This window comes from Stenotrophomonas sp. 57 (assembly GCF_030291075.1).
In the GTDB taxonomy this organism is placed as follows: Bacteria; Pseudomonadota; Gammaproteobacteria; order Xanthomonadales; family Xanthomonadaceae; genus Stenotrophomonas.
In genome coordinates, this window is the sequence record NZ_CP127407.1 from 770,054 (window position 1) to 791,614 (window position 21,561).

Sequence of the window (21,561 nt, forward strand, 5' to 3'; positions counted from 1 at the left end):
GCGATGGCGACGGGCGCGCTGCGGGGGGACAGGCTGTCGATGAGGAGACTCCAATGCGCAAGACGGGATGGAGCCGGCAAGCCGGCGCGATGATGGTGCTGCTGCTAGCGTTGCTGCTGCTGCCGGGGCTGGCCTGTGCCAAAGGTCCGGCCGGTACCGTGCTGGTGCTCGGCGACAGCCTCAGTGCTGCCCACAATATCCCCGCCGACGCCGGCTGGGTCAGCCTGCTGCAGCAGCGGGTCAGGCAGCAGTCGAAAACCCCACCGCGTATCGTCAACGCCAGCATGAGCGGCGAGACCACCGCTGGCGCGCTGACGCGACTGCCAGGGTTGCTGGCGAAAGAGAAGCCGACGGTGGTGGTGATCGCGCTGGGGGGCAACGACGCGCTGCGTGGACTGACCCCGGCCCAGGTGCAGGGCAACCTGGAGAAAATGGTGCAGGCCAGCCAGAAGGCCGGCGCAAAGGTGCTGTTGCTGGGCATCGACGTGCCGCCCAACTACGGGCCGGCCTACCGGCAGCGCCTGGCGGCGGCCTACAGGGCGCTGGCCACGCAGTACAAGGTGCCGCTGCTGCCGTTCCTGCTGGAGGGCGTGGCCCTGCAGCCGGGCATGATGCAGGCCGATGGCCTGCACCCCACGGCACAGGCGCAGCCGAAGGTGCTGGACAACGTCTGGCCGCTGCTCAGGCCGCTGCTCTGAACCGTTTGATTTCCTCTTGACGGAACTTCACATCGCGTCCACCGTCGATCCGGCATGTTTCACAAAGCTGAAGTTAGAGGGAATCACATGCGTCAGACGAAGGAGACCTCCGGCTTGGTGCTGGTGGTCGAAGACAACCGCAACATCTCCGAGATGATCGGGGAATACCTGGAAGGTCGCGGCTTTGAAGTCGACTATGCACAGGACGGCCTGGATGGCTACCGCCTTGCGGCGGAGAACAGCTATGACGTCGTGGTGCTCGATCTCATGTTGCCGCGCCTGGATGGCATCGAAGTGTGCCGTCGCCTGCGCAATGATGCGCGCAAGTCCACCCCGGTGCTGATGCTCACGGCCCGCGACACGCTGGACGACAAGCTCACCGGCCTGGGGTTCGGTGCCGATGACTACCTGACCAAGCCGTTCGCGATCCAGGAGCTGGAAGCCCGCCTGCGCGCGCTGATCCGTCGCGAACGTCGCCAGGTCGGTTCGGAAGTGCTGAAGGTGGCCGATCTGGTGCTCGACCCGGTCAGCATGCGTGCCACCCGTGCCGGCACCGAGCTGCAGCTTTCGCCGATCGGTCTGCGCCTGCTGACCATCCTGATGCGCGAATCGCCGCGCGTGGTCACCCGCCAGGAGATCGAGCGCGAGATCTGGGGCAATGGCCTGCCGGATTCGGACACGCTGCGCAGCCACCTGTACAACCTGCGCAAGATCATCGACAAGCCGTTCGACCGTCCGCTGCTGCATACCGTGCAGAGCGCCGGCTACCGCATTGCCGACATTGCCCAGCCGATGGCCTGAGCAGGGCACGCGCCGGTGAAGCAGCAGGCCCGGCCGGGTGGTGGCCATGTACGAGGGCAGGGCATGACCGGCCGGCATTGTCGCCGGTCATCGCCCATGCACCCGCACGGCGTGGCGCGCTGCCTATAATCGCAGCGCTCTGACCGGGACCCCGCAATGCCGCACGGCCTGCCGCGCAAGATCCGTATCGCTTTCATCCTGCAGGCAGTGCTGGCCAGCCTGGGCATCCTGCTGGGTGCGTGGCTGGTGTCGCTGGTGATCAAGCACAGCCTGGTGGGCGCTGCCCTGCGCGAAGAGGCGGCGTACTACTGGACGCTGCACGAAGCGTCGCCGGTGCAGCCACCCCCCAACACCCAGAACATCCGCGGCTATCTGCTGGAAAGCGGGCAGTCGGCCCTGTCGTTGCCGGCCAACCTGCGCAATCTGGAACCCGGCTTCCACGAGCTGCCCAAGGACGACCAGCTGGTGTTGGTCGACGTGCGCCCGGCCGGTCGCCTGTACCTGGTGTTCCTGCGCTCGCGCGCGGAGATGCTGGCGTTCTGGTTCGGCATCGTGCCGGTGCTGCTGACCCTGCTGGCGGTGTATGGCGCCAGCTGGGTGACCTACCGCGCGTCCAAACGCTTGGTGTCGCCGGTGAACTGGCTGGCACGGCGCGTCTCGCGCTGGGACCCGGGCCATCCGGAAGCGGCCGACCTGGAGCCGAACAAGTTGCCCGCCGACATGCAGGGTGAGACCCGGCAGCTGGCGGCCGCGCTGCATTCGCTGGCCAACCGGGTCAGTGCGCACGTCGCCCGCGAGCGCAATTTCACCCGCGATGCCAGCCACGAACTGCGTACGCCGCTGACCGTCATCCGCGTGGCCAGCGACATGGCACTGGGCGATGAAACCCTGCAGCCGCGCCTGCGCCGCAGCCTGCAGCGCATCCAGCGGGCTGGCCGCGACATGGAAGCGGTGATCGATGCGTTCCTGATCCTGGCCCGTGAGGCCGACGTCGAGCCGCAGATCGAGCTGTTCGACGTCAACGACATCGTCCGCTATGAAGTGGACAACGCCAACGAACTGCTGGGGTCCCGGCCGGTGTCGGTGCACCTGCACAGCGATGGCCCGGTGCAGCTGCATGCGCCGCCGCGGGTGCTGCAGGTGGTCGTCAGCAACCTGGTGCGCAACGCCTGCAGCTACACCGACGAAGGGCGCATCGACGTGCAGGTGCACAACGATCGGGTAGTGGTGCGCGATACCGGCATCGGCATGTCCGCCGAAGCGCTGTCGCGCGCGTTCGAGCCTTTCTACCGCGCTGAACCGAGCCGCCCGCAGGGCACCGGCCTGGGCCTGTCGATCGTGCGCCGGCTGTGCGACCGCTTCGGCTGGAAGGTCAGCCTGGCCAGCGAGCCGGGGCAGGGTACCGAAGCGACGGTCATCTTCCGCTGACGCGGCGGCCTGCCGGGGTCGGATCCCGTTGCTGCCCAACGGGCTCTGACCCCCTCCCGCTGGAATCCCGGTAGATCCACGCCATGCGTGGGTGGTGTTGCGGTGGCGCCGGGCCAGGCCCGGCGTCCGCAGTGCCTCAGTTGCAGTTGACCTTTGGCGCCACTGCTCTGGTCCAGATCGCATAGCCGGCCGGGGTCATGTGCAGCATGTCCTCGCGGAACAGCTTCGCATCCGGCTGGCCGTCGGCACCCAGCATCGGCGTGTAGATATCGATGAAGCCGGTATTGGGCAGCTTGGCCAGGGCAGCCTTGATCAGCGTGTTGGCCTCGTTGATCGCCGGCAGCAGGTGGGCACGCGACGGGCTCGGCTTGATCGACAGGTACTCCACCGTGGTCTTCGGCAGATCGCGGTGCACGCGCTGCACGAAGGCAACCACGTCGTCGCGCACCTGGGTCGCGCTGCGGCCGCTGTTGAGGTCGTTGTCACCGGCGTAGAAGAACACCTTGCATGGCGCATACGGCACTACGATGCGGTCGGCGTACCAGGTGCTGTCGCGTACTTCCGAACCGCCGAAGCCACGATTGAACACCGGCTGGCCGGGGAAGTCGGTGGCCAGGCTCTCCCAGAAGCGGATCGAGGAGCTGCCGATGAATTCGATGCCACCGCGCGGCGGCGGGTTGGCCTGGTCGGCGCTGGCGAAGCGGGCCATGTCGCCCGCCCAGGCCACGTTGGAGACCTGTTCGGGCACCTTGGGCGACGAGGTCGGGCCCAGGGCCTGGGCCAGCGGTGCGGCGGTCAGCAGGCCCAGCATCAGCAGGCAGGTACGGCGACGGGACATCAGGCGCTCCAGCAGGGAAGGGGGAACCATCATAGGAGCAGGACGCGGCGTGGCGCTTTCCCCGGGCAGGCCGTTCGCCGCAGCGGCCGGGGGTATGGTCGGCGGCCTTGTGGCAAAATGGCGGCCATCTGCCTATTCCTGTGCACCCATGATTCCCTGCCGTGCGTCTGAGCGGTCGCTGCGCCGCGCCCCTGTTGCTGGATGTTCCACCCGTGGCTGACCAGTTCGGTCATCTGCCCCGCGGCCCGCGCCGCATCTTCCAGGCCGCTCGCTGGTCCTGGCAGGGCCTGCGCGCCGCCTGGCTGCACGAATCGTCGTTCCGGCTGGAGGTCTACCTGCTGATCCTGCTGACCCCGGTCGCGATCTGGCTGGGCCAGACCCCGGTCGAGCGCGCGCTGCTGATCGGCTCGATGCTGCTGGTGCTGGCGATGGAACTGGCCAACTCGGCCATCGAGGCGGTGATCGAGCGCTACGGCAGCGAGATCCACGAACTGGCCGGTCGCGCCAAGGACATGGGCTCGGCGGCGGTGTTCGTGCTGATGATGAACGTGCTGCTGTGCTGGGCGCTGGTCGTGGTTCCGCACGCGCTGGCCGGCAGCTACGGCTGAAACCCCATTCCCCCACTGCCTTGAAGAGTTTCCATGTCCTTTGAGTTCCTCGCCGACCCCAATGCCTGGGTGACCCTGTTCACCCTCAGCGCGCTGGAAATCGTGCTCGGCATCGACAACCTGGTGTTCATTTCCATCGCGGTCAGCAAGCTGCCGGAAGAACGCCGTCCGTTCGCGCGCAAGCTCGGCATCGCGGTGGCCTGCATCACCCGGATCGGCCTGCTGGTGTCGCTGGCCTACCTGGCGCACATGGCTGCCAACCTGTTCACCGTGGCCGGCATGGGCATCTCCATCCGCGACCTGGTGCTGATCGTTGGTGGCCTGTTCCTGATCATCAAGGGCTGCATGGAGATCAAGGAACTGATCAGCGGCGGCGAGGATGAAGATCCCAGCACCACCAAGGCTTCGGCCGTGTTCGGCTACGTGATCGCGCAGATCGCGGTGATCGACATCGTGTTCTCGCTGGACTCGGTGATCACCGCCGTCGGCATCGCCGACCACATCCCGGTGATGGTCGCCGCCATCCTGCTGTCGGTGCTGGTGATGCTGCTGGCCGCCAACCCGCTGGGCCGCTTCATCGACGCCAACCCGACCGTGAAGATGCTGGCCCTGGCCTTCATCCTGATGATCGGTGCGGTGCTGATCCTGGACGGCCTGGACGTGCACGTGCCCAAGCCCTACATCTACGCCGCGATGGGCTTCTCGGTGCTGGTGGAGTGGCTGAACCTGCTGATGCGCCGTCGCGCCCGCGAGCACAACGTGCCGGGCGCCGGCAACTGGTAAGTGCGTGACCCCGAACCCCCGGCCCTGCCGGGGGTTCTTCGTTGTGGATGCGAGGTCGTGTAGAGCCGAGCCCATGCTCGGCTGCTTCCTGCCGGTCAGCCGAGCATGGGCTCGGCTCACCGGCGCTGCGGTTTTTGCATCTGTGGCGGGGTTGCGGCCTCCACTTGTGAACCAGGATCAACAGTGTTTTCCCGGGGCGAGGCTTAATTGCCCGTGGCAAAGCGCGCAGGCTACGCACCTGCCCGTTTCCGCCCCCAGGAACCCCCATGAACTCCAGAGCCGCCCTGCTGGCCCTTGCCGTCGGTGCCTTCGCCATCGGCACCACTGAATTCGCCCCGATGGGCCTGCTGCCGGTCATCGCCGATGGCGTGGGTGTCGGCATCCCCACCGCCGGCATGTTGATCACCGCCTACGCCGTGGGCGTGATGCTGGGCGCGCCGGTGATGACCCTGCTGATGGGACGCTTCGGCAAGCGCACCGCGCTGATGCTGCTGATGTCGATCTTCGTGGTGGGCAATCTGTTGTCCGCGCTGGCACCGAACTACGGCCTGCTGCTGCTGTCGCGTCTGGTCACCAGCCTCAACCACGGTGCCTTCTTCGGCATCGGCGCGGTGGTCGCCGCCAGCCTGGTGCCAAAGGACAAGCAGGCGGCCGCCGTGGCCACCATGTTCATGGGCCTGACCATCGCCAACATTGGCGGCGTGCCGCTGGCCACCTGGGTGGGCCAGCAGCTGGGCTGGCGCCTGTCGTTCGCCGGCACCGCGGTACTGGGTGTGGTGGCGATCACCGCGCTGGGCCTGGCGCTGCCGGCATCGGCACCGGGTCCGCGCCCGGATGTCCGTCGCGAGATGAAGGCCATCCTGCAGCCGCAGGTGCTGCTGGCGATGGGCACCACCGTGCTCGGCGCGGGTGCGATGTTCACCCTCTACACCTACGTAGCGCCGGTGCTGACCGAACTGACCGGTGCCTCCAACGGCTTCATCTCGATGTCGCTGATGCTGATCGGTATCGGCTTCACCGTCGGCAACGGCATCGGCGGCCGCATGGCCGACTGGTCTCTGGATGGCGCCACCCGCATCCTGCTGGCGGCGCTGGCCATGCTGATGTTCGTGCTGCCGCTGGCCTTCATGAGTCACGCCACCGCGGCGGTGGGTGTGTTGCTGTTCGGTGCGGCGACGTTCGCCATCGTGCCGCCGCTGCAGATCCGGGTGATGCAGGCGGCCAGCGAGGCGCCGGGCCTGGCGTCGTCGATCAACGTGGGTGCGTTCAACCTGGGCAACGCGCTGGGTGCGGCGCTGGGCGGTGCGGTGATCAGCCTGGGCCTGGGCTATGCCGCCATTCCGGTGGCGGGTGGCCTGCTGGCGGCGGCGGGATTGCTGCTGGCATGGCTGGGGCGTCCCCGCACTGCGGTGGCTGAAGCCTGCTGAGAGGGGAGGGTTTCCGGCAGGGCTGCGCCCTGCACCCGCCGAGGCCACAGCCACAGCCACAGCGTGCATTCCGTGGGATGGCGGGGTGGGTCCGGTGGCGGGGGACGCCGTAAACCCTTCCATGGGGGCTTGGCCGCGGCATCCATGCCGCGGACTGATCTGGCCCCCTGAAAACGGACGCCATGAAGCCGTTTCATGCGACAGCCGGGAGCTGCCGGGCGTAGTTGTTAGGCGAGCGATAGCCCAGCGCCGAGTGTAGCCGGGCTGGATTATAGAAGCCGTGGATGTAAGCAGCGATGGATTGGCTGGCTTGTTCCCTACTGGCGTAAGGCTCGGCAGCCTCTTCTGTCTTGAGCGTCGCAAAGAAGCTCTCGGCCACCGCGTTGTCCCAGCAATTGCCAGGCCGGCTCATGCTTTGGACCACGTCATGGGACTGCAGCAGCTGGCGAAACTGGTTCCCCCAGTACTGCCCACCACGATCTGAATGGAAGATCAGGCCGGGTCGTTGTGGATGCAGAGCCCAAGCATTGGCAAATGCTTTCACCACCAGCTCTTCAGTCAGGCGCTTGGAAACGCTGTAGCCCAGCACCTGCCGGGTCTGGACGCTGATGACCACGGCCAGATGCAGCCATCCCTGACGGGTGGGGACATACGTGATATCCCCGACCCACGCCGTCGGTCCGGTTCCGGGGGCAAATTGCCGATCCAGCAGGTTGGGGGCGAGCTGAGATGAGCCGCCGGAGGACTTGGGTCGAGATCGGCCTTTGGTCTTGCCCTGGATTCGCTCCTGGGCCATTAGCCGTGCCACGCGCTTGTGGCCGACCGGGTGATTCCTGGCTCGTAAGGCCTCGACCAGCCGACGTCGCCCATAACTGCGCTTGCTGGTCACATGAATGGCCCGAAGCTCGGTACGGAGGGCCGAATCGACATCGCACGTTTGGGCACACTGCCGGCGCAGGTAGTCATGGAATCCAGAGATAGAAACTCCAAGAACCCGACACAACAACCTAGTCGGGTAGTGAGTCCTTTGACTGGCGACGAAGGCGTACCTCACTTGGACTCTCTGGCAAAGAACGCCGCCGCTTTTTTTAGGATTTCCCGCTCCATCTTCAGATTGGCGTTCTCGGCCCGAAGGCGGCTGATCTCGCTTTCCAGATCGGTGGCCGGCCTGCGAGCCTCAGAGGTCAACGACCGGCCAGCACGGACCGCGTCAAGCCAATTTGCCAGCGTCTTGACCGACATCTCTAGCTGACGGGCCGCTGCGGCAGGCCCGAGCGACTCGGCCAACTCCACGGCTTGGTGCTTGAACTCATCGGTGTAGCTACGACGGGTGAGACGGGACATAAGGGACCTCCAAGTGCGATCAAAGTATCGCTTCTTGGCGTCCGCTGACGGGGGGCCAGATCAGACACCCCCGCAACCGGACCCACCCCGCCTTCGACAGTTTCCTGCGCTCTGCCGCAATGACCGGGGTCGGATCCCGTTGCTGTGCAACGGGCTTTGACCCTGGTTCTGCTTTGGTAGGTGCCGACCGTTGGTCGGCACGAATGCCTGGAGCATGGGATTTTGTTTTTGCTCTTGCTCTTGCTCTTGCTCTTTTTTGATCTTTCCTGCGGTGCCAGGAAACCGTCCATGGTCGGGAGGGTGGGTCGGCTGGGGGCGTGAGCGCCATGGGCCCGAGGCATGCCACGGGCGGGTTGGGCAGGATGCCCAACCCCGGTCTTGCCGTGTGCGCAGGACAGCGCACACGAGCAAGCGCGACCGAGCTTACATGGATGTACTTGCAGCGCCCCCCAGCCATCCCACCCTTCCGGCCGACCCCGATAGCGCTTCCTCGCCAACCACCGCGGAGGGCGGCGCCCGATGGCCGGTCTTTCACCCCAACCGTGGCATGCTCGGCGCCAAGCCCACCCGGAACCTCCGCCATGCGCCTGTTCACCCGTGTCCTGTCCCTGATGCTGCTGGCCTCCTTGTTGTCCGGCTGCGGCTACAACGCCATCCAGCAGAAGGATGAGGCGGTCAAGGCCAGCTGGTCGGAAGTGCTCAACCAGTACAAGCGCCGCGCCGACCTGGTGCCCAACCTGGTGCAGACCGTGAAGGGCTTCGCCAGCCAGGAAGAGCGCGTGCTGACCGAAGTCACCAACGCCCGTTCGCGAGTCGGCCAGATCAATGTCAACGCTGATGACGAAGCCTCGCTCAAGCAGTTCCAGCAGGCCCAGGGTGAACTCGGCAGCGCGCTGTCGCGGCTGCTGGTGGTCACCGAGAACTACCCGGTGCTGAAGTCCGACCAGAACTTCCGCGACCTGCAGGCGCAGCTGGAAGGCACCGAAAACCGCATCACCGTCGCCCGTGGCCGCTACATCCAGCAGGTGCAGGACTACAACACCTACATCCGCTCGTTCCCGCAGGTGATCACCGCCAAGATCTTCGGCTACAAGACCAAGCCGAACTTCACCGTGGACAACGAAGCGCAGATCTCCAACGCGCCGGCGGTCGATTTCGGCAACGCGCCGCAGCAGCAGCCGGCCCCGCAGCCGGGTCACTGACCCATGCGCCTGGCCACTGCGCTGCTGGCCCTGCTGCTGTGGCTGCCGCTGGCGTCGCAGGCGCAGCAGCTGGCGCCGATTCCGGCGCTGGATTCGCCGGTGGTCGATACCACCGGTACGCTGGATGCCACGCAGAAGCAGGCGCTGGTACAGCAGGCGTTGGACCTTCAGCAGCGCAAGGGCAGCCAGCTGCAGGTGCTGGTGGTACCCACGACCCAGCCTGAAGACATCGCGCAGTACACCACCCGCGTCTTCGACCAGTGGCAGATCGGCCGCAAGGGCGTGGATGACGGCGTACTGCTGGTGGTGGCCAAGGACGACCGGCGCGTGCGCATCGAACCGGGCTACGGCCTGGAGGGAGCGATTCCCGATGCCATTGCCAACCGCGTCATCCAGGAATACCTGGTGCCGCGCTTCCGCAGCGGCGACTACGCCGGCGGCATCACCGATGCCACGGCCGTGCTGGTGAAGATCGTCGAGGGTGAAGCACTGCCTGCACCGGTCAGCAGCCAGCGTGGCCGTGAGCCCGAGGGGGGCGGCGACACCTGGTTCCTGGCGCTGTTCATCGGTGTGTTCGCCGGCAGCATCCTGCGCGGTGTGTTCTCGCGGGTGCCGCGGCCGCTGCGTGGCGTGCTGGGCGGTGCCGGTGCAGCGGTGGCGGCGTTCCTGTTCACCTCAACCGTGCTGGCCAGTGGCCTGGCGGGCATCGTGGGCCTGATCGTTGCCATGCTCTCCGGCCACCCGGGCCGCTTTGCCGGTGGCGGCGGCTGGGGCGGTGGCAGCTGGGGCGGCGGAGGCGGCTTCGGTGGCGGTGGTGGATTCGGCGGTGGCGGCGGTTGGGGCGGCGGTGGTGGCCGCTCCGGCGGTGGCGGCGCTTCGGGGGGCTGGTGATGATCCAACGACTGTGTCGTCATGTGTTTTCGCCGTCGGTACGGCGCGCGTTCCCGCCGGCCACGCTGCAGGCGATCACCGAGGCCATCGCGGCCGGTGAGCAGCGCCACGGCGGGCAGGTGATGTTCGCGGTGGAAGCGGACCTGCCACTGGCCGCGCTGTGGCACAAGGTCACCCCGCGCCAAGCGGCCGAACACGCCTTCGCGCGCCTGCGCACCTGGGACACGGCCCACAACAACGGGGTGCTGATCTACCTGCTGCTGGCCGACCACGCCATCGAGATCGTTGCCGACCGGGGCCTGCACGGCCGGGTCAGCCCGGCGCAGTGGCAGCGGGTCTGCACCCATCTGCGCGAGGGCCTGCGCGGGTCCAACCCGGTGGAGGCGCTGCAGGATGCGATCGATGAAGTCTCCAGCCTGGTGGAAGGGCACTTTCCGGCCTCGACGCGGTCGAACGATGACGCGTTGCCGAACTCGCCGCAGATCCTTGGTTGAGCCGGGGCGGCACTGGCCCGAGAATAGGCGTTCAACCGCAAGGCACCTTCCATGATCTATTTCCACGACATCGACCCCATCGCCCTCTCGCTGGGGCCGATCAAGGTGCATTGGTACGGCATCATGTACCTGCTGGGCTTCACCGCCGCCTGGCTGCTGGGCCGCAAGCGCATCGCCGCCGGTCGCCTGCCGGGCGTCGACGCCAATGGATTCTCCGACCTGCTGTTCTACGCCATGCTCGGCGTGGTGCTGGGTGGGCGCATCGGCTACATGATGTTCTACGCGCTGGGCGATTTCCTGCACAACCCGCTGCTGCTGTTCAAGGTATGGGATGGCGGCATGAGCTTCCACGGCGGCCTGCTCGGTGTGCTCGGTGCCTGCTGGTGGTGGTCGCGCAAGCACGCGCTGCACTTCTTCGACACCATGGATTTCATGGCGCCGCTGGTGCCGCTGGGCCTGGGCTTCGGCCGCATCGGCAACTTCATCGGCGCCGAGCTGTGGGGCAAGTACACCGACGGCACGTGGGGCGTGGTGTTCCCGTCCGGCCTGCCGGCGCCGCTGAACCAGCTGGACCATGCAACCCTGCAGGCGCAGTTCGCCACCGGCGCGCTGAACCAGTTCGCGCGTCATCCGTCGCAGCTGTATGAAGCCTTCCTGGAAGGCCTGGTGATGTTCGTGGTGCTGTGGGCCGTGTCGGCCAAGCCGCGCCACCGTTACCTGGTCGGCGGCCTGTTCGCGCTGATGTACGGCCTGTTCCGCTTCGCGGTGGAGTTCGTGCGCATGCCCGACAACGGCGTCTATGTGGCCTTCGACTGGCTGACCCGCGGCCAGATCCTGAGCCTGCCGCTGATCGCCTTCGGCCTGGTGCTGCTGGCGATGTCGCGTCGCGCGCCGGTGCTGCAGCCGCAGCTGCCGGTGGCCGCCGAGGGCAAGGCATGAAGGCTTACCTGGACCTGCTCTCGCACGTGCTCGAGCACGGCGCAGAGAAGAGTGATCGCACCGGCACCGGCACCCGCAGCGTGTTCGGCTGGCAGATGCGCTTCGATCTGAACGAAGGCTTCCCGCTGGTCACCACCAAGAAGCTGCACCTGCGCTCGATCATCCACGAGCTGCTGTGGTTCCTGAAGGGCGACACCAACATCGGCTACCTGAAGGACAACCAGGTGCGCATCTGGGACGAGTGGGCCGACGAGAACGGCGACCTCGGCCCGGTCTACGGCAAGCAGTGGCGCAGCTGGGCCACCGCCGATGGTCGCGAGATCGACCAGATGCAGTGGCTGGTGGATGAAATCAAGCGCAACCCCGATTCGCGGCGGCTGGTGGTCAGCGCCTGGAACGTGGGCGAGCTCTCGCAGATGGCGTTGATGCCGTGCCACAACCTGTTCCAGTTCTACGTGGTGGACGGCAAGCTCAGCTGCCAGCTGTACCAGCGCAGCGGCGACATCTTCCTCGGCGTACCGTTCAACATTGCCAGCTACGCGCTGCTGACCCACATGGTGGCGCAGGCCACCGGCCTGGGCGTGGGCGACTTCGTGCATACGCTGGGCGATGCGCACCTGTATTCGAACCACTTCGAGCAGGCCCGCGAGCAGCTGTCGCGCGAACCGCGCGCGCTGCCCAAGCTGTGGTTGAACCCGGAGGTGACCGACCTGTTCGGCTTCCAGTTCGACGACATCCGTATCGACGGCTACGATCCGCATCCGGCCATCAAGGCGCCGGTGGCGGTGTGACTGCGATGAAGCTTTCGATGATCGTGGCGCTGGACCGCAATCGTGGCATCGGCCAGGGCAACGCCATGCCCTGGCACCTGCCCGACGACTTCAAGCACTTCAAGGCGCTCACCCTGGGCAAGCCGATCCTGATGGGGCGCAAGACGGCCGAGTCGATCGGCCGCGTGCTGCCGGGGCGGACCAACCTGGTGCTGACCCGCAGCGGCCAGGTGCCGTTCGAGGGCATGCGCGCGGTGGCGTCGCTGGAGGAAGCCAGGGTGATTGCCGAAGGCGAGGGTGCCAGTGAACTGTGCATCATCGGCGGCGGCGAGATCTTCCGACAGCTGCTCGACCAGGCCAGTGACCTGTACCTGACCTGGGTGGATGCCGAAGTCCCTGCCGATACCCGTTTCCCTGAGGTGGATGCCGCGGTGTGGCAGGAAGTGAGCAGCGAGCCGCACCCGGCCGATGCGCGCCACGCGTATGCGTTCCGGTTCGTGCACTACGTGCGCCGCTGAAGATGGTTTCCTGTAGAGCCGAGCCATGCTCGGCTGCTGTTGCCGGACACATCCCGTAGCCGAGCATGGCTCGGCTCTACAGGATTGCCTACGGCATCCGGTAGTGCCCGATGATGGTGTGCTGGAACAGCAGGTTCTCTTCGCGCGTGCCGCGCGCGATGTTGTGCAGCACCAGCGGCGTGCCATTGGCCAGGCGCCGGTCAGAGACGATGCCGATATGCAACAGGCCGTTGCCGTTGAGCTTCCAGGCGACGATGTCGCCGGCCGCGTAGTTGGCGGCGGCGGCTGTGATCGGCTGCTGCCAGCCCTGCCGTTCGAACCAGCGCATCAGGTTCGGTACGCGGCGATGATCGATGTTGCGGTCCGGTCGTGACAGGCCCCAGATCGCCGGATAGGCACTGAAGTTGCCGCGCATGTCCTCATGCACGCGGGCCTGCAGGTCCACGTCCAGGCTGCGCAGCGCGCGCACCACCACGTCGGTGCAGACACCACGGTCCACGGGAACGTCGCCGCCGGGGTAGGCCAGCACCCGGTAGGCCGGATCGTAGCGGGTGGTGACGCCGATCTGCGCACGTGCCGCGGCCACCAGCGGCGGCGAAGGCGGCTGCGGTTGCGATGATGGGGTGTGGTCGGCGTTTTCCGCGACCGTCGGCGCGGGGGCCGAACCGGGCTGGCAGCCGCTGGCCAGGGCCAGCGTCAGCAGCAGCACCGTCCATGGTGCCCGGCGAAGCCGCGTCATGCCTGTGGCGCTGTGCCGTTGTTGTTGGGTCCGGCGGAGCCGCCCCCACCACCCCCGCCACCACCACGACGGCGGCGACGACGCGGGCCACGATTGCCCGGGTTGGCTGCGGGGGCGTTGCCACTGCCCTGTTCCTTGCCCTGCGCCGCTGCGGCGGGGCGCTCGTGCGCCGGTCGCGCCGGCGGACGGGCGTTCGGGACGGGTGCCGGTACATCGCGGCCCGGCACCTGCACCACGCGCAGTTCATCGGTATCGAGCTGGATCGCCGTGAGCTTGCCGCCCCACACCGCACCGGTGTCGATGGCGTGCACGCCCTGGGTGATGGTCAGGCCCAGCGCCGACCAGTGGCCGCAGACCACCTTCAGGTCACGCTCGACCCGGCCCGGCACTTCGAACCACGGGTACAGCCCCTGTTCCTGCGTGCCCGGCGTGCCCTTGTCCTCGATGCCGATGCGCCCGCGCGGGGTGCAGTAGCGCATGCGGGTGAGCACGTTGATGATCGCGCGCGAGCGGTCGTAGCCGGACAGATTGGGCGCCCAGCTCGGCTTGTCGCCGTACATGTTGCGGAACAGCTTGCGGTAGCCGGCGCCGTGCAGCTGTGCCTCGACTTCGGCCGCATGCTTCTCGGCCATCTGCGTGGTCCACTTCGGCGCCAGGCCGGCGTGCACCATCATCCAGCCCAGCTCGCGATCCACATGCACCAGCTTCTGCAGGCGCAGCCAGTCCAGCAGTTCGTCGCGGTCCTCGGCCTGCACGATGCGCAGCAGGTCCGGGTTGACCTTGCGCTGTTCCTCCTCGGTGCGCGCACCCACGGCCAGCAGCGAAAGATCATGGTTGCCCAGTACCACCACGCTGTGCTCGCGCAGCGAATGCACCAAGCGCAGGGTTTCCAGCGATTGCCCGCCGCGGTTGACCAGGTCGCCGCAGAACCACAGGGTGTCCTGTGCCGGGTCGAAACGGATCTTCTCCAGCAGCCGCTGGGTGATGTCATAGCAGCCCTGCAGGTCGCCGATCGCCCACACACTCATCGTTCGGCCTCCGTGTCAGTGCAGGGTACGCGGGATGGCCAGCACGAAAGGTGCGACCGGCGCGGCAAATTCGGTGCCGTCGTCGGCGACCATGTCGTAGTGGCCCTGCATGGTCCCGTGATCGGTCCCCAGCATGACACCGGACGTGTAACGGAAGTCTTCACCGGGACGCAGGCGCGGCTGCTCGCCGATCACCCCGTCGCCATCGACATGCTCGACGCGGCCATTGGCATCGGTGATGCGCCAGTGACGCGCCACCAGGCGCGCGGCCACGCGCCCCTGGTTGTGGATGCGGATCGTATAGGCGAACGCGTAGCGACCGTCTTCCGGGGTGGATTGATCGTCGAGGAAGCGCGGTGCGACTTCGACGGAGATGGCGTAAACGTCAGCGTCTTCCATACCGGCAGTGTAATCAGGAGGCATTGGCCAAAGCGATGAATTCAGCCACATCCAGCTGTTCGGCGCGGGCATCGGGGCGCACGCCGGCGGCCACGAACTGCTCGGCCGTCACGACGTTGTTGAGCGCATTGCGCAGGGTCTTGCGGCGCTGCCCGAAGGCGGCCTTGACCACCTCGGCGAAGCGCGTGTGATCGTTGATGCTGACCGTGGCCGGGTCGCGCGGCACCAGCCGCACCACGGCCGAATCGACCTTCGGCGGCGGACGGAACGCGCCCGGCGGCACCACGAACAGCGAGGTCACCTGGCAGTAGGCCTGCAGCATCACGCTGAGGCGGCCGTAGACCTTGCTGCCAGGGCCGGCGGCCATGCGGTCGACCACTTCCTTCTGCAGCATGAAGTGCATGTCGCGGATCACCGCGGCGTGCTCCAGCGCATGGAACAGGATCGGCGAGGAGATGTTGTAGGGCAGGTTGCCGACCAGGCGGATCGGCTGGCCATCGGCCAGCTCGGTGAAGTCCACGCGCAGCACGTCGCGGTGGACGATGGTCAGCTCGCCCAGCGGCTCGGCGGCGGCGGTCAGCGGCGCGATCAGGTCACGGTCGAACTCGATCACCGTCAGCTTCGGGTGCACGCGCAGCAGCGGCAGGGTGATCGCGCCCTGGCCGGGGCCGATCTCGACCAGCCGATCGCCATCTTTCGGGTTGACCGCCATCACGATCTTGTCGATGTAGTGGCGGTCGGCCAGGAAATGCTGGCCAAGCTGCTTCTTGGCCGGTGCGGTGAACACCGGGCCGGAGGGGGAATGCGGGAAATTCATGCGCTCAGTGTACGTTGCCGCGCAAGCTGCGCACACAACGTCGTTGCCGCCTGCAGGCTGGAAGGATCGGCGATGCCGCGGCCGGCCAGGTCCAGCGCGGTGCCATGGTCCACCGCCACGCGCGGGTAGGGCAGGCCCAGGGTCAGGTTCACCGCCTGCTCGAAGCCCGAGTACTTCAGCACCGGCAGGCCCTGGTCGTGGTACATCGCCAGCACGGTGTCGAAGCCGGCCAGCTTGGCTGGCAGGAACGCGGTATCGGCCGGCAGCGGGCCGACCAGGTCCATGCCCTCTGCGCGCAGGCGCAGCATCAGGGGAATGATCAGGTCCAGTTCTTCGCGGCCCAGATGGCCGTCTTCGCCGGCGTGCGGGTTCAGGCCGAGCACGGCGATGCGTGGCGCCGGCAGGCCGAACTCGCGGCGCAGCGCGGCGTGCACGGTGCGCAGGGTGTGTTCCAGGCCGGGCGCGGTGATCGTGTCGGCCACCGCGCGCAACGGCATGTGGGTGGTGGCCAGGGCCACGCGCACGATGTCATTGGCCAGCATCATCACCACCTTTACCCCGGCCTGGTCGGCCAGCAGTTCGGTGGTTCCGCTGTAGGCGATGCCGCCGTCGTTGATGACCGCCTTGTGCACCGGGCCGGTCACCACGCCGTGCAGTTCACCGGACAGGCAGGCCTGGCCAGCGCCAAGCAGGGCGCCGATGACGGCCGGCGCATTGGCCGGGTCGGCCTGGCCGAAGCGGCTCGGGGCAGCATTGGCCACCACGCGCAGGCGCAGGTCACCGGGGACGCGTGCTTCGGCGTCCTCGGGCAGCAGTTGCAGGGGCAGGTTCAGCGCGGCGGCGGCCGCGCGCAGGGTATCCGGGTCGGCGAAGGCCAGCAGCCGGCAGTCTTCACGCGGCTGCTGGACCAGGCGGACACACAGCTCCGGGCCGATCCCGGCGGGCTCGCCCGGTACCAGAGCGAGCTCGGGGCGCATCGGTCAGGACTGCGGCGGGGTGGCGGTATTTTCCGCGCGGTCGCCACTGCGGAAGCTGACGTAGGCTTCGCCACGCAGTTCCTGCAGGAAGCGGTTGTACTCGTCTTCCAGCTTGCGGCGGCCGATGGTCTCGCGGACCTGGGCGCGCTGGTTGTCGCTGGTCACGTCGGTCTGGCGGGTGGCCACGCGCTGCACGATGTGCCAGCCGGCATCGGTACGGAACGGCTGGCTGACGCCACCATCCTGGATGCCGGACACCTGCTGGCCGAACGCCGGACCGAACGCGTCAGCCGGGAACCAGCCCAGATCGCCGCCCTGGCCCTTGCTGTTGTTGTCCTCGGAGGACTCCTTGGCCACGGTCTCGAAGTCCGCGCCACCAGCGATGCGGGCACGCAGGGTATCGATCTTGGCCTTGGCGGCCGCGTCGGTCTGGTGGTCATCCACGCGCACCAGGATGTGGCGGCCGTGGTACTCGGTGACGGTGTGGGTGCCAGCACTGGCGCTGGCGTCGCGCACGTCCACCAGCTTCAGCAGCTGGAAGCCGCTGGGGCCGCGGATCGGGCCGACCACTTCACCGGGCTTCATCTTTTCCATCATCTGCGCGAACGCCTGCGGAATCTCGTCCAGGCTGCGCCAGCCCAGGTCGCCGCCTTCCAGCGCGTTGGGGCTGTCCGAATAGCGCACCGCGGCTGCGTTGAAGTCCAGCTCGCCCTTGTCCAGCAAGGCCTTCACGCCGTCGGCCTTCTTCTGGCCGGTGGCGATCTGGTCGGCGTTGGCACCGTCGGGCAGGGCGATCAGGATGTGCGCCAGGTGGTACTGGTTGCCTACCGTCGCCTGCTGCTTCAGCGCGGCGTCGACTTCACCCTCGCTGACGCTGATGCGGCTCTGCGCGAAGCTCTGGCGCAGGCGCTGCACGGTGATCTCGTCACGCACCGAGGCGCGGAAATCGTTGAAATCGATGCCGTCATGGGCCAGGCGCTGGCGCAGTGCGTCCAGGGTCGAACCATTCTGCTGGGCGATGGCATTCATCGCCTGGTTCAGCTCCTGGTCGCCGACACGGATGCCGCTGCCCTGGGCACGGGCCACCTGCAGCTTGACCAGCACCAGGCGCTCGAGCACCTGGCGGCTGAGCACGTCTTCCGGCGGCAGCTGGTTCTCGCGGCCGGCGTACTGCGCCTTGATGTTGGCGATCGCACGCTGGAGTTCGCTCTGCAGGATCACGTCCTCATCGACGACGGCGGCGATGCGGTCGAGCGGCTGCGCCTCCTGGGCAAGCACCTGCATGGGGGCGGACACGCTGGACACCGCCAGCAGCGAGGCGAGTAGAACGGGGAAGCGCTTGGTCATGGGATCAGATTCGGATCGTAGTCATCCCGGGTCGCCCCGGTGTTGCTGGGCGGCACGAGATAGAGGTCGTCGCGGTTGTAGCCGAGGATAGCACGGCGCAGGGTGCGGTCCGTGTCCTGGCCGATGGAGCTCAGGCCCTTCAGGACGAACTCGACCTGGATGGCATTGTTCATCTCGCCTTCGCGGTTGCGGACGTAGCGGCGGGCAACCGCGCGCACGGCCAGGCAGCAGCTGTCCCACTGCACGCCGGCGATGATTTCCAGCGGTTCCTTGTCCTGCAGCGAGTAGTAATAACGGCCCACCAGGCTCCAGCGCGCATTCAGCGGGTACAGGAACGACAGGTCGGCCTGCTCCAGCAGGGTGCGGTCATGCTTGTTGGCGCCCGGCGCGGCGCCGGCATTGATGCGGTAGCGGTAGCTCAGGTTGACCACGCCGTCGTTGGGCATCAGGTAGCGGGCACGGACGCTGGCCAGATCCTCGCGCTTGTACTTCGGGTCCCACTGGTAGGTGGCGCCCAGGGTCCAGCGGTCGTTGATCATGTAGTTGCCGTCGGCGATCCAGGCCGACTTGCCTTTCTCCACCGGCTCGCCGCCGGGGGTGACGGTCACCCGCGACTCATCGAAGTACTGGATCTGGCCGATCGAGGCCGAGAAGCGTTCCTTGCCGGTGGTCTGGTCGATGAAACGGGTGCCCAGCGCCAGGGTCAGCTGGTTGGCATCGTTCTGGCGGTCGGCGCCGGTGTAGCGCGAATCGCGGAACAGCTGGCCCCAGCTGAAGGTGAAGTCACGGGTATCGAAGATCGGCAGCTCGTCCTGGTTGCGGTACGGCGTGCGCAGGTAGAACAGGCGCGGTTCCAGCGTCTGCAGGAAGGACTTTCCGCCGATGCTGGTCTCGCGGTCGAAGAACAGGCCGGCGTCGATGCTGCCGATCGGCAGGCTGCGGCTGGGCGAGGTATTGCCGCGCAGCTGCTGGGGCGTGGCCGTGGCCGGGTCGATGCCCTGCGAAACCAGGATGCTCCTGCGGGTGGCATCGGCCAGCCCGCGGTCCAGCTCGTAACCGGTGTACCGGTAGGCCAGGGTGGGGGTGATGTACCAGGCCGCGCCGCTGATCGGGAACGACACGTACGGCTTCACATCCAGGCGCGAACCACCGTACATGCGCTGGGTCTGGCCGTTGCGCGTGTACTGCAGGTCCTCGCCGGCTTCCGGGCCGTACTTGAAGTTGATGTCGTCGTGGGTGAAGCGCACCGCTTCGGCGTAGATGCCGGTTTCCAGCCACGGCAGGACCGGCTTGTCCCAGTTGAAGTACAGGCGTGGCTGGCGGTTGTAGGGCAGCGCGCTCTCGTTGAGGGTGTAGTCGGTCAGCTGCCAGCGGTCGGCCATGATGCCGGCCGTCCAGTTGTTGCCGGTGCCGTACAGGCCCACGGTGCTCTGCAGGTTCGAGGCGGTCACGCCGACCAGGCGGTTGGCGAAGTCTTCGACATAGCGCTCGTCGCTGACCCAGGCCAGGTTGGCGCGTGCCTGCCAGTGGCTGTCCACGTTGTGGTAGCCGCTGAACATCACCCGGCCGCGGTCGCGGTCGCGCAGCTTGTCGTTGGGGATGAACGCGGTGAGCAGTTCGCCGCGGCCGCCGTTGTAGAGGTAGCGGAACTCGTTGTCGAGCAGCAGGCCGCGCCGGCTCATGTAGCGCGGGGTCAGCGTATCGTCGTAGTTCGGCGCCAGATTGAAGTAGATCGGCTGCGCGTAGTCGAAACCGTTGCGGCCGGACATGCCCAGCTGCGGGAACAGCAGGCCGGTCTTGCGGCGGTCATCGATCGGGAACTTGAAGTACGGCGCCCACAGTACCGGCACCTTGCCGATGCGCAGCACGGCGTTGCGGGCGGTACCGAAGCCCTCGTCGTTGTCCACTTCGATCTGCGGCGCCGACAGCTTCCACACCGGCTGCGAGGGGTCGCAGGTGGTGTAGGTGGAGCGGTGCATCTGGCCGACCGCGCCCTGCAGGTCCACCGACTCGGCATCGCCGTTGCCACGGCGCGACACCAGCTGGTACTTGATGTCGCTGATCTTGTGGGTGTCGCTTTCCTGGTTGCCCTCGGCGCGCTTGGCGACCATGCGGATCGAGGAGTCCTGGTAGCGGACATTGCCGTCGGCGATGTAGTTGCCGGTCTCGGTGTCGAAGCTGAGCTTGTCGGTGCCGACGAACTGGTCGCCGCGGCGCAGCGCCACGTTGCCTTCGTACTGCGGCACGGTGGTGGTGCCCAGCAGCTGGTCACCCTCGATGTCGGTGGGCTGCTGTTCGCGCGCGGCAGCGGCGCTGGCCTTGTTCTGGGCGGGGACCGGGGTCGGGGCGTCGGTGAACGCGGGGATGACGTCGGTAGCCGGGCACAGGCCCCAGTTGAGCGGCTTTTCATCGGCCATCGCCGGCAGGCTGATGGCGATGCTCAGAGGCAGGGGAAGCAGGCGGAGGGCTCGGCGCACGCGGTTCGGATTCGGGCGAAAACGGACGGTAGCTTGCCCCATCCCTTGCATAGGGGCAATGAAGGGCGCCGGTGGCCGCCGGTTCGGGTTCATCCAGACGTGCCACCGCTGGCCGCCGAGATCAGGGCCTGGACATGGGCCACGCTGCACTCGGCCAGCGCCTGCAGGTCGTAGCCGCCCTCCAGCATCGAGACCACCCGGCCGGCCGCATGGCGCCGTGCCAGCGCGTGCAGTTCACGGGTGATCCAGGCGAAATCGTCGGTCTCCAGCATCAGGTCCGCCTGCGGGTCACGCAGGTGGGCGTCGAAGCCGGCCGAGATCAGCAGCAGCTGCGGACGGAAGTCGTCGATGGCCGGCAGCATTTCGTCGGCCCAGACGTTGCGGAAGCGGAAGCCGCCACTGCCGGGGGGCAGCAGGATGTTCATCAGGTTGCCGGCGCCCCGGTCGCGGCGCAGGCCGGAATTGGGGAACAGGCCGGCCTGGTGGGTGCTGTAGTACGAGACCCGGGCATCGTGCTGGAAGATGTCCTGGGTGCCATTGCCGTGGTGCACGTCGAAATCGACCACCGCGATCCGCTCCAGGCCATGCCGGTCACGGGCATAGGCGGCGGCGATGGCGATGTTGTTGAGCAGGCAGAAGCCCATCGCCGTGCTGCTGGTGGCATGGTGGCCGGGCGGACGCACCGCGCAGAAGGCCAGCGGGTCCTCGCCCAGCATCACCGCATCGACCGCCGCCACGCCGGCGCCGGCGGCATGCACGGCGGCACTGGCCGAGCCGGGCGAGGTCCAGGTGTCCATGTCCAGCTGGCGCAGCGGCACGGTCTGCGGCTGCAGCACGAAGTCCAGCAGGGCGCTGTCGTGGACCCGGGTCAGCTCGCCGAACTTGGCCGGCGGCGCCTCGCGCCAGTCCAGCTGGCCGGGGAACGCGGCATGCAGGGCATCCAGCACATGCTGCAGGCGTTGCGGGCACTCCGGGTGGCCGGGGCCGGGGGCGTGCAGCAGGCAGGACGGATGGGTGTAGACCAGCATCGTGCCGA

At 67.3% G+C, this 21,561-nt stretch carries 22 protein-coding genes and 1 pseudogene; 12 read left to right on the forward strand and 11 right to left on the reverse strand.

Annotated features, from left to right (window positions below):
* Positions 1-53 precede the first annotated feature (53 nt).
* From QP512_RS03360 to QP512_RS03370, 3 genes are all read left to right on the forward strand, one after another.
* Entirely contained in the window at positions 54-698 is a 645-nt protein-coding gene (locus tag QP512_RS03360; RefSeq protein WP_286070990.1) for an arylesterase, read from the forward strand.
* An 87-nt stretch (positions 699-785) separates the two neighbouring features.
* Positions 786-1,499: a response regulator transcription factor gene (locus QP512_RS03365; protein ID WP_002811889.1), complete on the forward strand. Its 714-nt coding sequence runs from the start codon at positions 786-788 to the stop codon at positions 1,497-1,499.
* Positions 1,500-1,655: 156 nt separating this feature from the next.
* Complete coding sequence (locus QP512_RS03370) at positions 1,656-2,927, forward strand: HAMP domain-containing sensor histidine kinase (protein WP_054171040.1); 1,272 nt, start codon at positions 1,656-1,658, stop codon at positions 2,925-2,927.
* Between the two features lie 136 nt (positions 2,928-3,063).
* On the opposite strand, the gene QP512_RS03375 is transcribed toward QP512_RS03370, so the two are convergent.
* The gene (locus QP512_RS03375) at positions 3,064-3,765 is read right to left on the reverse strand and encodes an SGNH/GDSL hydrolase family protein (protein WP_286070991.1); all 702 of its coding nucleotides are present in this window, start codon (positions 3,763-3,765) and stop codon (positions 3,064-3,066) included.
* A 212-nt stretch (positions 3,766-3,977) separates the two neighbouring features.
* Between QP512_RS03375 and QP512_RS03380 the strand changes: the two genes are divergently transcribed.
* From QP512_RS03380 to QP512_RS03390, 3 genes are all read left to right on the forward strand, one after another.
* Positions 3,978-4,373 (forward strand): diacylglycerol kinase, encoded by a 396-nt coding sequence (locus QP512_RS03380; RefSeq protein ID WP_049406112.1) that lies wholly within the window; start codon positions 3,978-3,980, stop codon positions 4,371-4,373.
* A 33-nt stretch (positions 4,374-4,406) separates the two neighbouring features.
* A complete protein-coding gene (locus QP512_RS03385; RefSeq protein ID WP_005408127.1) occupies positions 4,407-5,156 on the forward strand; it encodes a TerC family protein in 750 nt (249 codons plus the stop codon).
* A 266-nt stretch (positions 5,157-5,422) separates the two neighbouring features.
* Positions 5,423-6,583, forward strand: a complete 1,161-nt coding sequence (locus QP512_RS03390; protein ID WP_286070992.1) for an MFS transporter — start codon at positions 5,423-5,425, stop codon at positions 6,581-6,583.
* Between the two features lie 193 nt (positions 6,584-6,776).
* Here the strand turns inward: QP512_RS03390 and QP512_RS03395 are convergent, their stop codons facing one another.
* Together QP512_RS03395 and QP512_RS03400 are read right to left on the reverse strand one after the other, a co-directional pair.
* Positions 6,777-7,637 carry an IS3 family transposase gene (locus QP512_RS03395; protein ID WP_286069091.1) on the reverse strand — a complete coding sequence of 287 codons (861 nt, stop codon included), beginning with the start codon at positions 7,635-7,637 and terminating at the stop codon, positions 6,777-6,779.
* Complete coding sequence (locus QP512_RS03400; protein ID WP_286069090.1) at positions 7,634-7,927, reverse strand: transposase; 294 nt, start codon at positions 7,925-7,927, stop codon at positions 7,634-7,636. The genes QP512_RS03395 and QP512_RS03400 overlap by 4 nt, the downstream gene beginning before the upstream one ends.
* 581 nt (positions 7,928-8,508) lie before the next feature.
* Between QP512_RS03400 and QP512_RS03405 the strand changes: the two genes are divergently transcribed.
* From QP512_RS03405 to QP512_RS03430, 6 genes are read left to right on the forward strand one after another with little or no spacing between them, the layout of a single operon-like run.
* On the forward strand, positions 8,509-9,129 hold the full coding sequence (locus QP512_RS03405; protein WP_286070993.1) for a LemA family protein: 621 nt from the start codon (positions 8,509-8,511) through the stop codon (positions 9,127-9,129).
* A 3-nt stretch (positions 9,130-9,132) separates the two neighbouring features.
* A complete protein-coding gene (locus QP512_RS03410) occupies positions 9,133-10,020 on the forward strand; it encodes a TPM domain-containing protein (RefSeq protein WP_286070994.1) in 888 nt (295 codons plus the stop codon).
* A complete protein-coding gene (locus tag QP512_RS03415) occupies positions 10,020-10,514 on the forward strand; it encodes a TPM domain-containing protein (RefSeq protein ID WP_286070995.1) in 495 nt (164 codons plus the stop codon). The genes QP512_RS03410 and QP512_RS03415 overlap by 1 nt, the downstream gene beginning before the upstream one ends.
* Positions 10,515-10,565: 51 nt before the next feature.
* On the forward strand, positions 10,566-11,453 hold the full coding sequence (gene lgt, locus QP512_RS03420; protein WP_286070996.1) for a prolipoprotein diacylglyceryl transferase: 888 nt from the start codon (positions 10,566-10,568) through the stop codon (positions 11,451-11,453).
* Positions 11,450-12,244, forward strand: a complete 795-nt coding sequence (locus QP512_RS03425) for a thymidylate synthase (RefSeq protein ID WP_099526839.1) — start codon at positions 11,450-11,452, stop codon at positions 12,242-12,244. Before lgt ends, QP512_RS03425 begins: the two co-directional genes overlap by 4 nt.
* A 5-nt stretch (positions 12,245-12,249) precedes the next feature.
* Positions 12,250-12,741, forward strand: a complete 492-nt coding sequence (locus QP512_RS03430; RefSeq protein WP_286070997.1) for a dihydrofolate reductase — start codon at positions 12,250-12,252, stop codon at positions 12,739-12,741.
* An 88-nt stretch (positions 12,742-12,829) separates the two neighbouring features.
* Here QP512_RS03430 and QP512_RS03435 read toward each other — a convergent pair whose 3' ends face one another.
* The 8 genes and pseudogenes from QP512_RS03435 to QP512_RS03470 form a co-directional block, all read right to left on the reverse strand.
* Entirely contained in the window at positions 12,830-13,480 is a 651-nt protein-coding gene (locus QP512_RS03435) for a DUF1287 domain-containing protein (RefSeq protein ID WP_286070998.1), read from the reverse strand.
* On the reverse strand, positions 13,477-14,508 hold the full coding sequence (locus tag QP512_RS03440; RefSeq protein WP_286070999.1) for a symmetrical bis(5'-nucleosyl)-tetraphosphatase: 1,032 nt from the start codon (positions 14,506-14,508) through the stop codon (positions 13,477-13,479). Before QP512_RS03440 ends, QP512_RS03435 begins: the two co-directional genes overlap by 4 nt.
* Positions 14,509-14,523: 15 nt before the next feature.
* Positions 14,524-14,907, reverse strand: a complete 384-nt coding sequence (apaG, locus tag QP512_RS03445; protein ID WP_286071000.1) for a Co2+/Mg2+ efflux protein ApaG — start codon at positions 14,905-14,907, stop codon at positions 14,524-14,526.
* A 13-nt stretch (positions 14,908-14,920) separates the two neighbouring features.
* A complete protein-coding gene (rsmA, locus tag QP512_RS03450) occupies positions 14,921-15,724 on the reverse strand; it encodes a 16S rRNA (adenine(1518)-N(6)/adenine(1519)-N(6))-dimethyltransferase RsmA (RefSeq protein ID WP_286071001.1) in 804 nt (267 codons plus the stop codon).
* A complete protein-coding gene (gene pdxA / locus QP512_RS03455) occupies positions 15,721-16,701 on the reverse strand; it encodes a 4-hydroxythreonine-4-phosphate dehydrogenase PdxA (RefSeq protein WP_286071002.1) in 981 nt (326 codons plus the stop codon). Before pdxA ends, rsmA begins: the two co-directional genes overlap by 4 nt.
* Positions 16,702-16,719: 18 nt before the next feature.
* Positions 16,720-18,048: pseudogene (locus QP512_RS03460) on the reverse strand (peptidylprolyl isomerase); the annotation flags it as partial.
* Positions 18,045-20,525, reverse strand: coding sequence for an LPS-assembly protein LptD (lptD, locus tag QP512_RS03465; protein ID WP_286071004.1), 2,481 nt, complete (start codon positions 20,523-20,525; stop codon positions 18,045-18,047). The gene lptD and the pseudogene QP512_RS03460, both read right to left, overlap by 4 nt.
* 89 nt (positions 20,526-20,614) lie before the next feature.
* Positions 20,615-21,553: a histone deacetylase family protein gene (locus QP512_RS03470; RefSeq protein WP_286071005.1), complete on the reverse strand. Its 939-nt coding sequence runs from the start codon at positions 21,551-21,553 to the stop codon at positions 20,615-20,617.
* Positions 21,554-21,561 lie beyond the last annotated feature (8 nt).

Bases quoted from the DNA above. Each gene is read 5' to 3' on its own strand.
- pdxA (WP_286071002.1), bottom strand. From the start codon at position 16,701: ATGCGCCCCGAGCTCGCTCTGGTACCGGGCGAGCCCGCCGGGATCGGC.
- QP512_RS03375 (WP_286070991.1), bottom strand. From the start codon at position 3,765: ATGTCCCGTCGCCGTACCTGCCTGCTGATGCTGGGCCTGCTGACCGCC.
- QP512_RS03470 (WP_286071005.1), bottom strand. From the start codon at position 21,553: ATGCTGGTCTACACCCATCCGTCCTGCCTGCTGCACGCCCCCGGCCCC.
- QP512_RS03405 (WP_286070993.1), top strand. From the start codon at position 8,509: ATGCGCCTGTTCACCCGTGTCCTGTCCCTGATGCTGCTGGCCTCCTTG.
- QP512_RS03365 (WP_002811889.1), top strand. From the start codon at position 786: ATGCGTCAGACGAAGGAGACCTCCGGCTTGGTGCTGGTGGTCGAAGAC.
- QP512_RS03425 (WP_099526839.1), top strand. From the start codon at position 11,450: ATGAAGGCTTACCTGGACCTGCTCTCGCACGTGCTCGAGCACGGCGCA.
- QP512_RS03415 (WP_286070995.1), top strand. From the start codon at position 10,020: ATGATCCAACGACTGTGTCGTCATGTGTTTTCGCCGTCGGTACGGCGC.
- QP512_RS03360 (WP_286070990.1), top strand. From the start codon at position 54: ATGCGCAAGACGGGATGGAGCCGGCAAGCCGGCGCGATGATGGTGCTG.
- QP512_RS03440 (WP_286070999.1), bottom strand. From the start codon at position 14,508: ATGAGTGTGTGGGCGATCGGCGACCTGCAGGGCTGCTATGACATCACC.
- lgt (WP_286070996.1), top strand. From the start codon at position 10,566: ATGATCTATTTCCACGACATCGACCCCATCGCCCTCTCGCTGGGGCCG.
- QP512_RS03410 (WP_286070994.1), top strand. From the start codon at position 9,133: ATGCGCCTGGCCACTGCGCTGCTGGCCCTGCTGCTGTGGCTGCCGCTG.
- QP512_RS03430 (WP_286070997.1), top strand. From the start codon at position 12,250: ATGAAGCTTTCGATGATCGTGGCGCTGGACCGCAATCGTGGCATCGGC.
- QP512_RS03400 (WP_286069090.1), bottom strand. From the start codon at position 7,927: ATGTCCCGTCTCACCCGTCGTAGCTACACCGATGAGTTCAAGCACCAA.
- QP512_RS03435 (WP_286070998.1), bottom strand. From the start codon at position 13,480: ATGACGCGGCTTCGCCGGGCACCATGGACGGTGCTGCTGCTGACGCTG.
- QP512_RS03370 (WP_054171040.1), top strand. From the start codon at position 1,656: ATGCCGCACGGCCTGCCGCGCAAGATCCGTATCGCTTTCATCCTGCAG.
- apaG (WP_286071000.1), bottom strand. From the start codon at position 14,907: ATGGAAGACGCTGACGTTTACGCCATCTCCGTCGAAGTCGCACCGCGC.
- QP512_RS03385 (WP_005408127.1), top strand. From the start codon at position 4,407: ATGTCCTTTGAGTTCCTCGCCGACCCCAATGCCTGGGTGACCCTGTTC.
- QP512_RS03390 (WP_286070992.1), top strand. From the start codon at position 5,423: ATGAACTCCAGAGCCGCCCTGCTGGCCCTTGCCGTCGGTGCCTTCGCC.
- rsmA (WP_286071001.1), bottom strand. From the start codon at position 15,724: ATGAATTTCCCGCATTCCCCCTCCGGCCCGGTGTTCACCGCACCGGCC.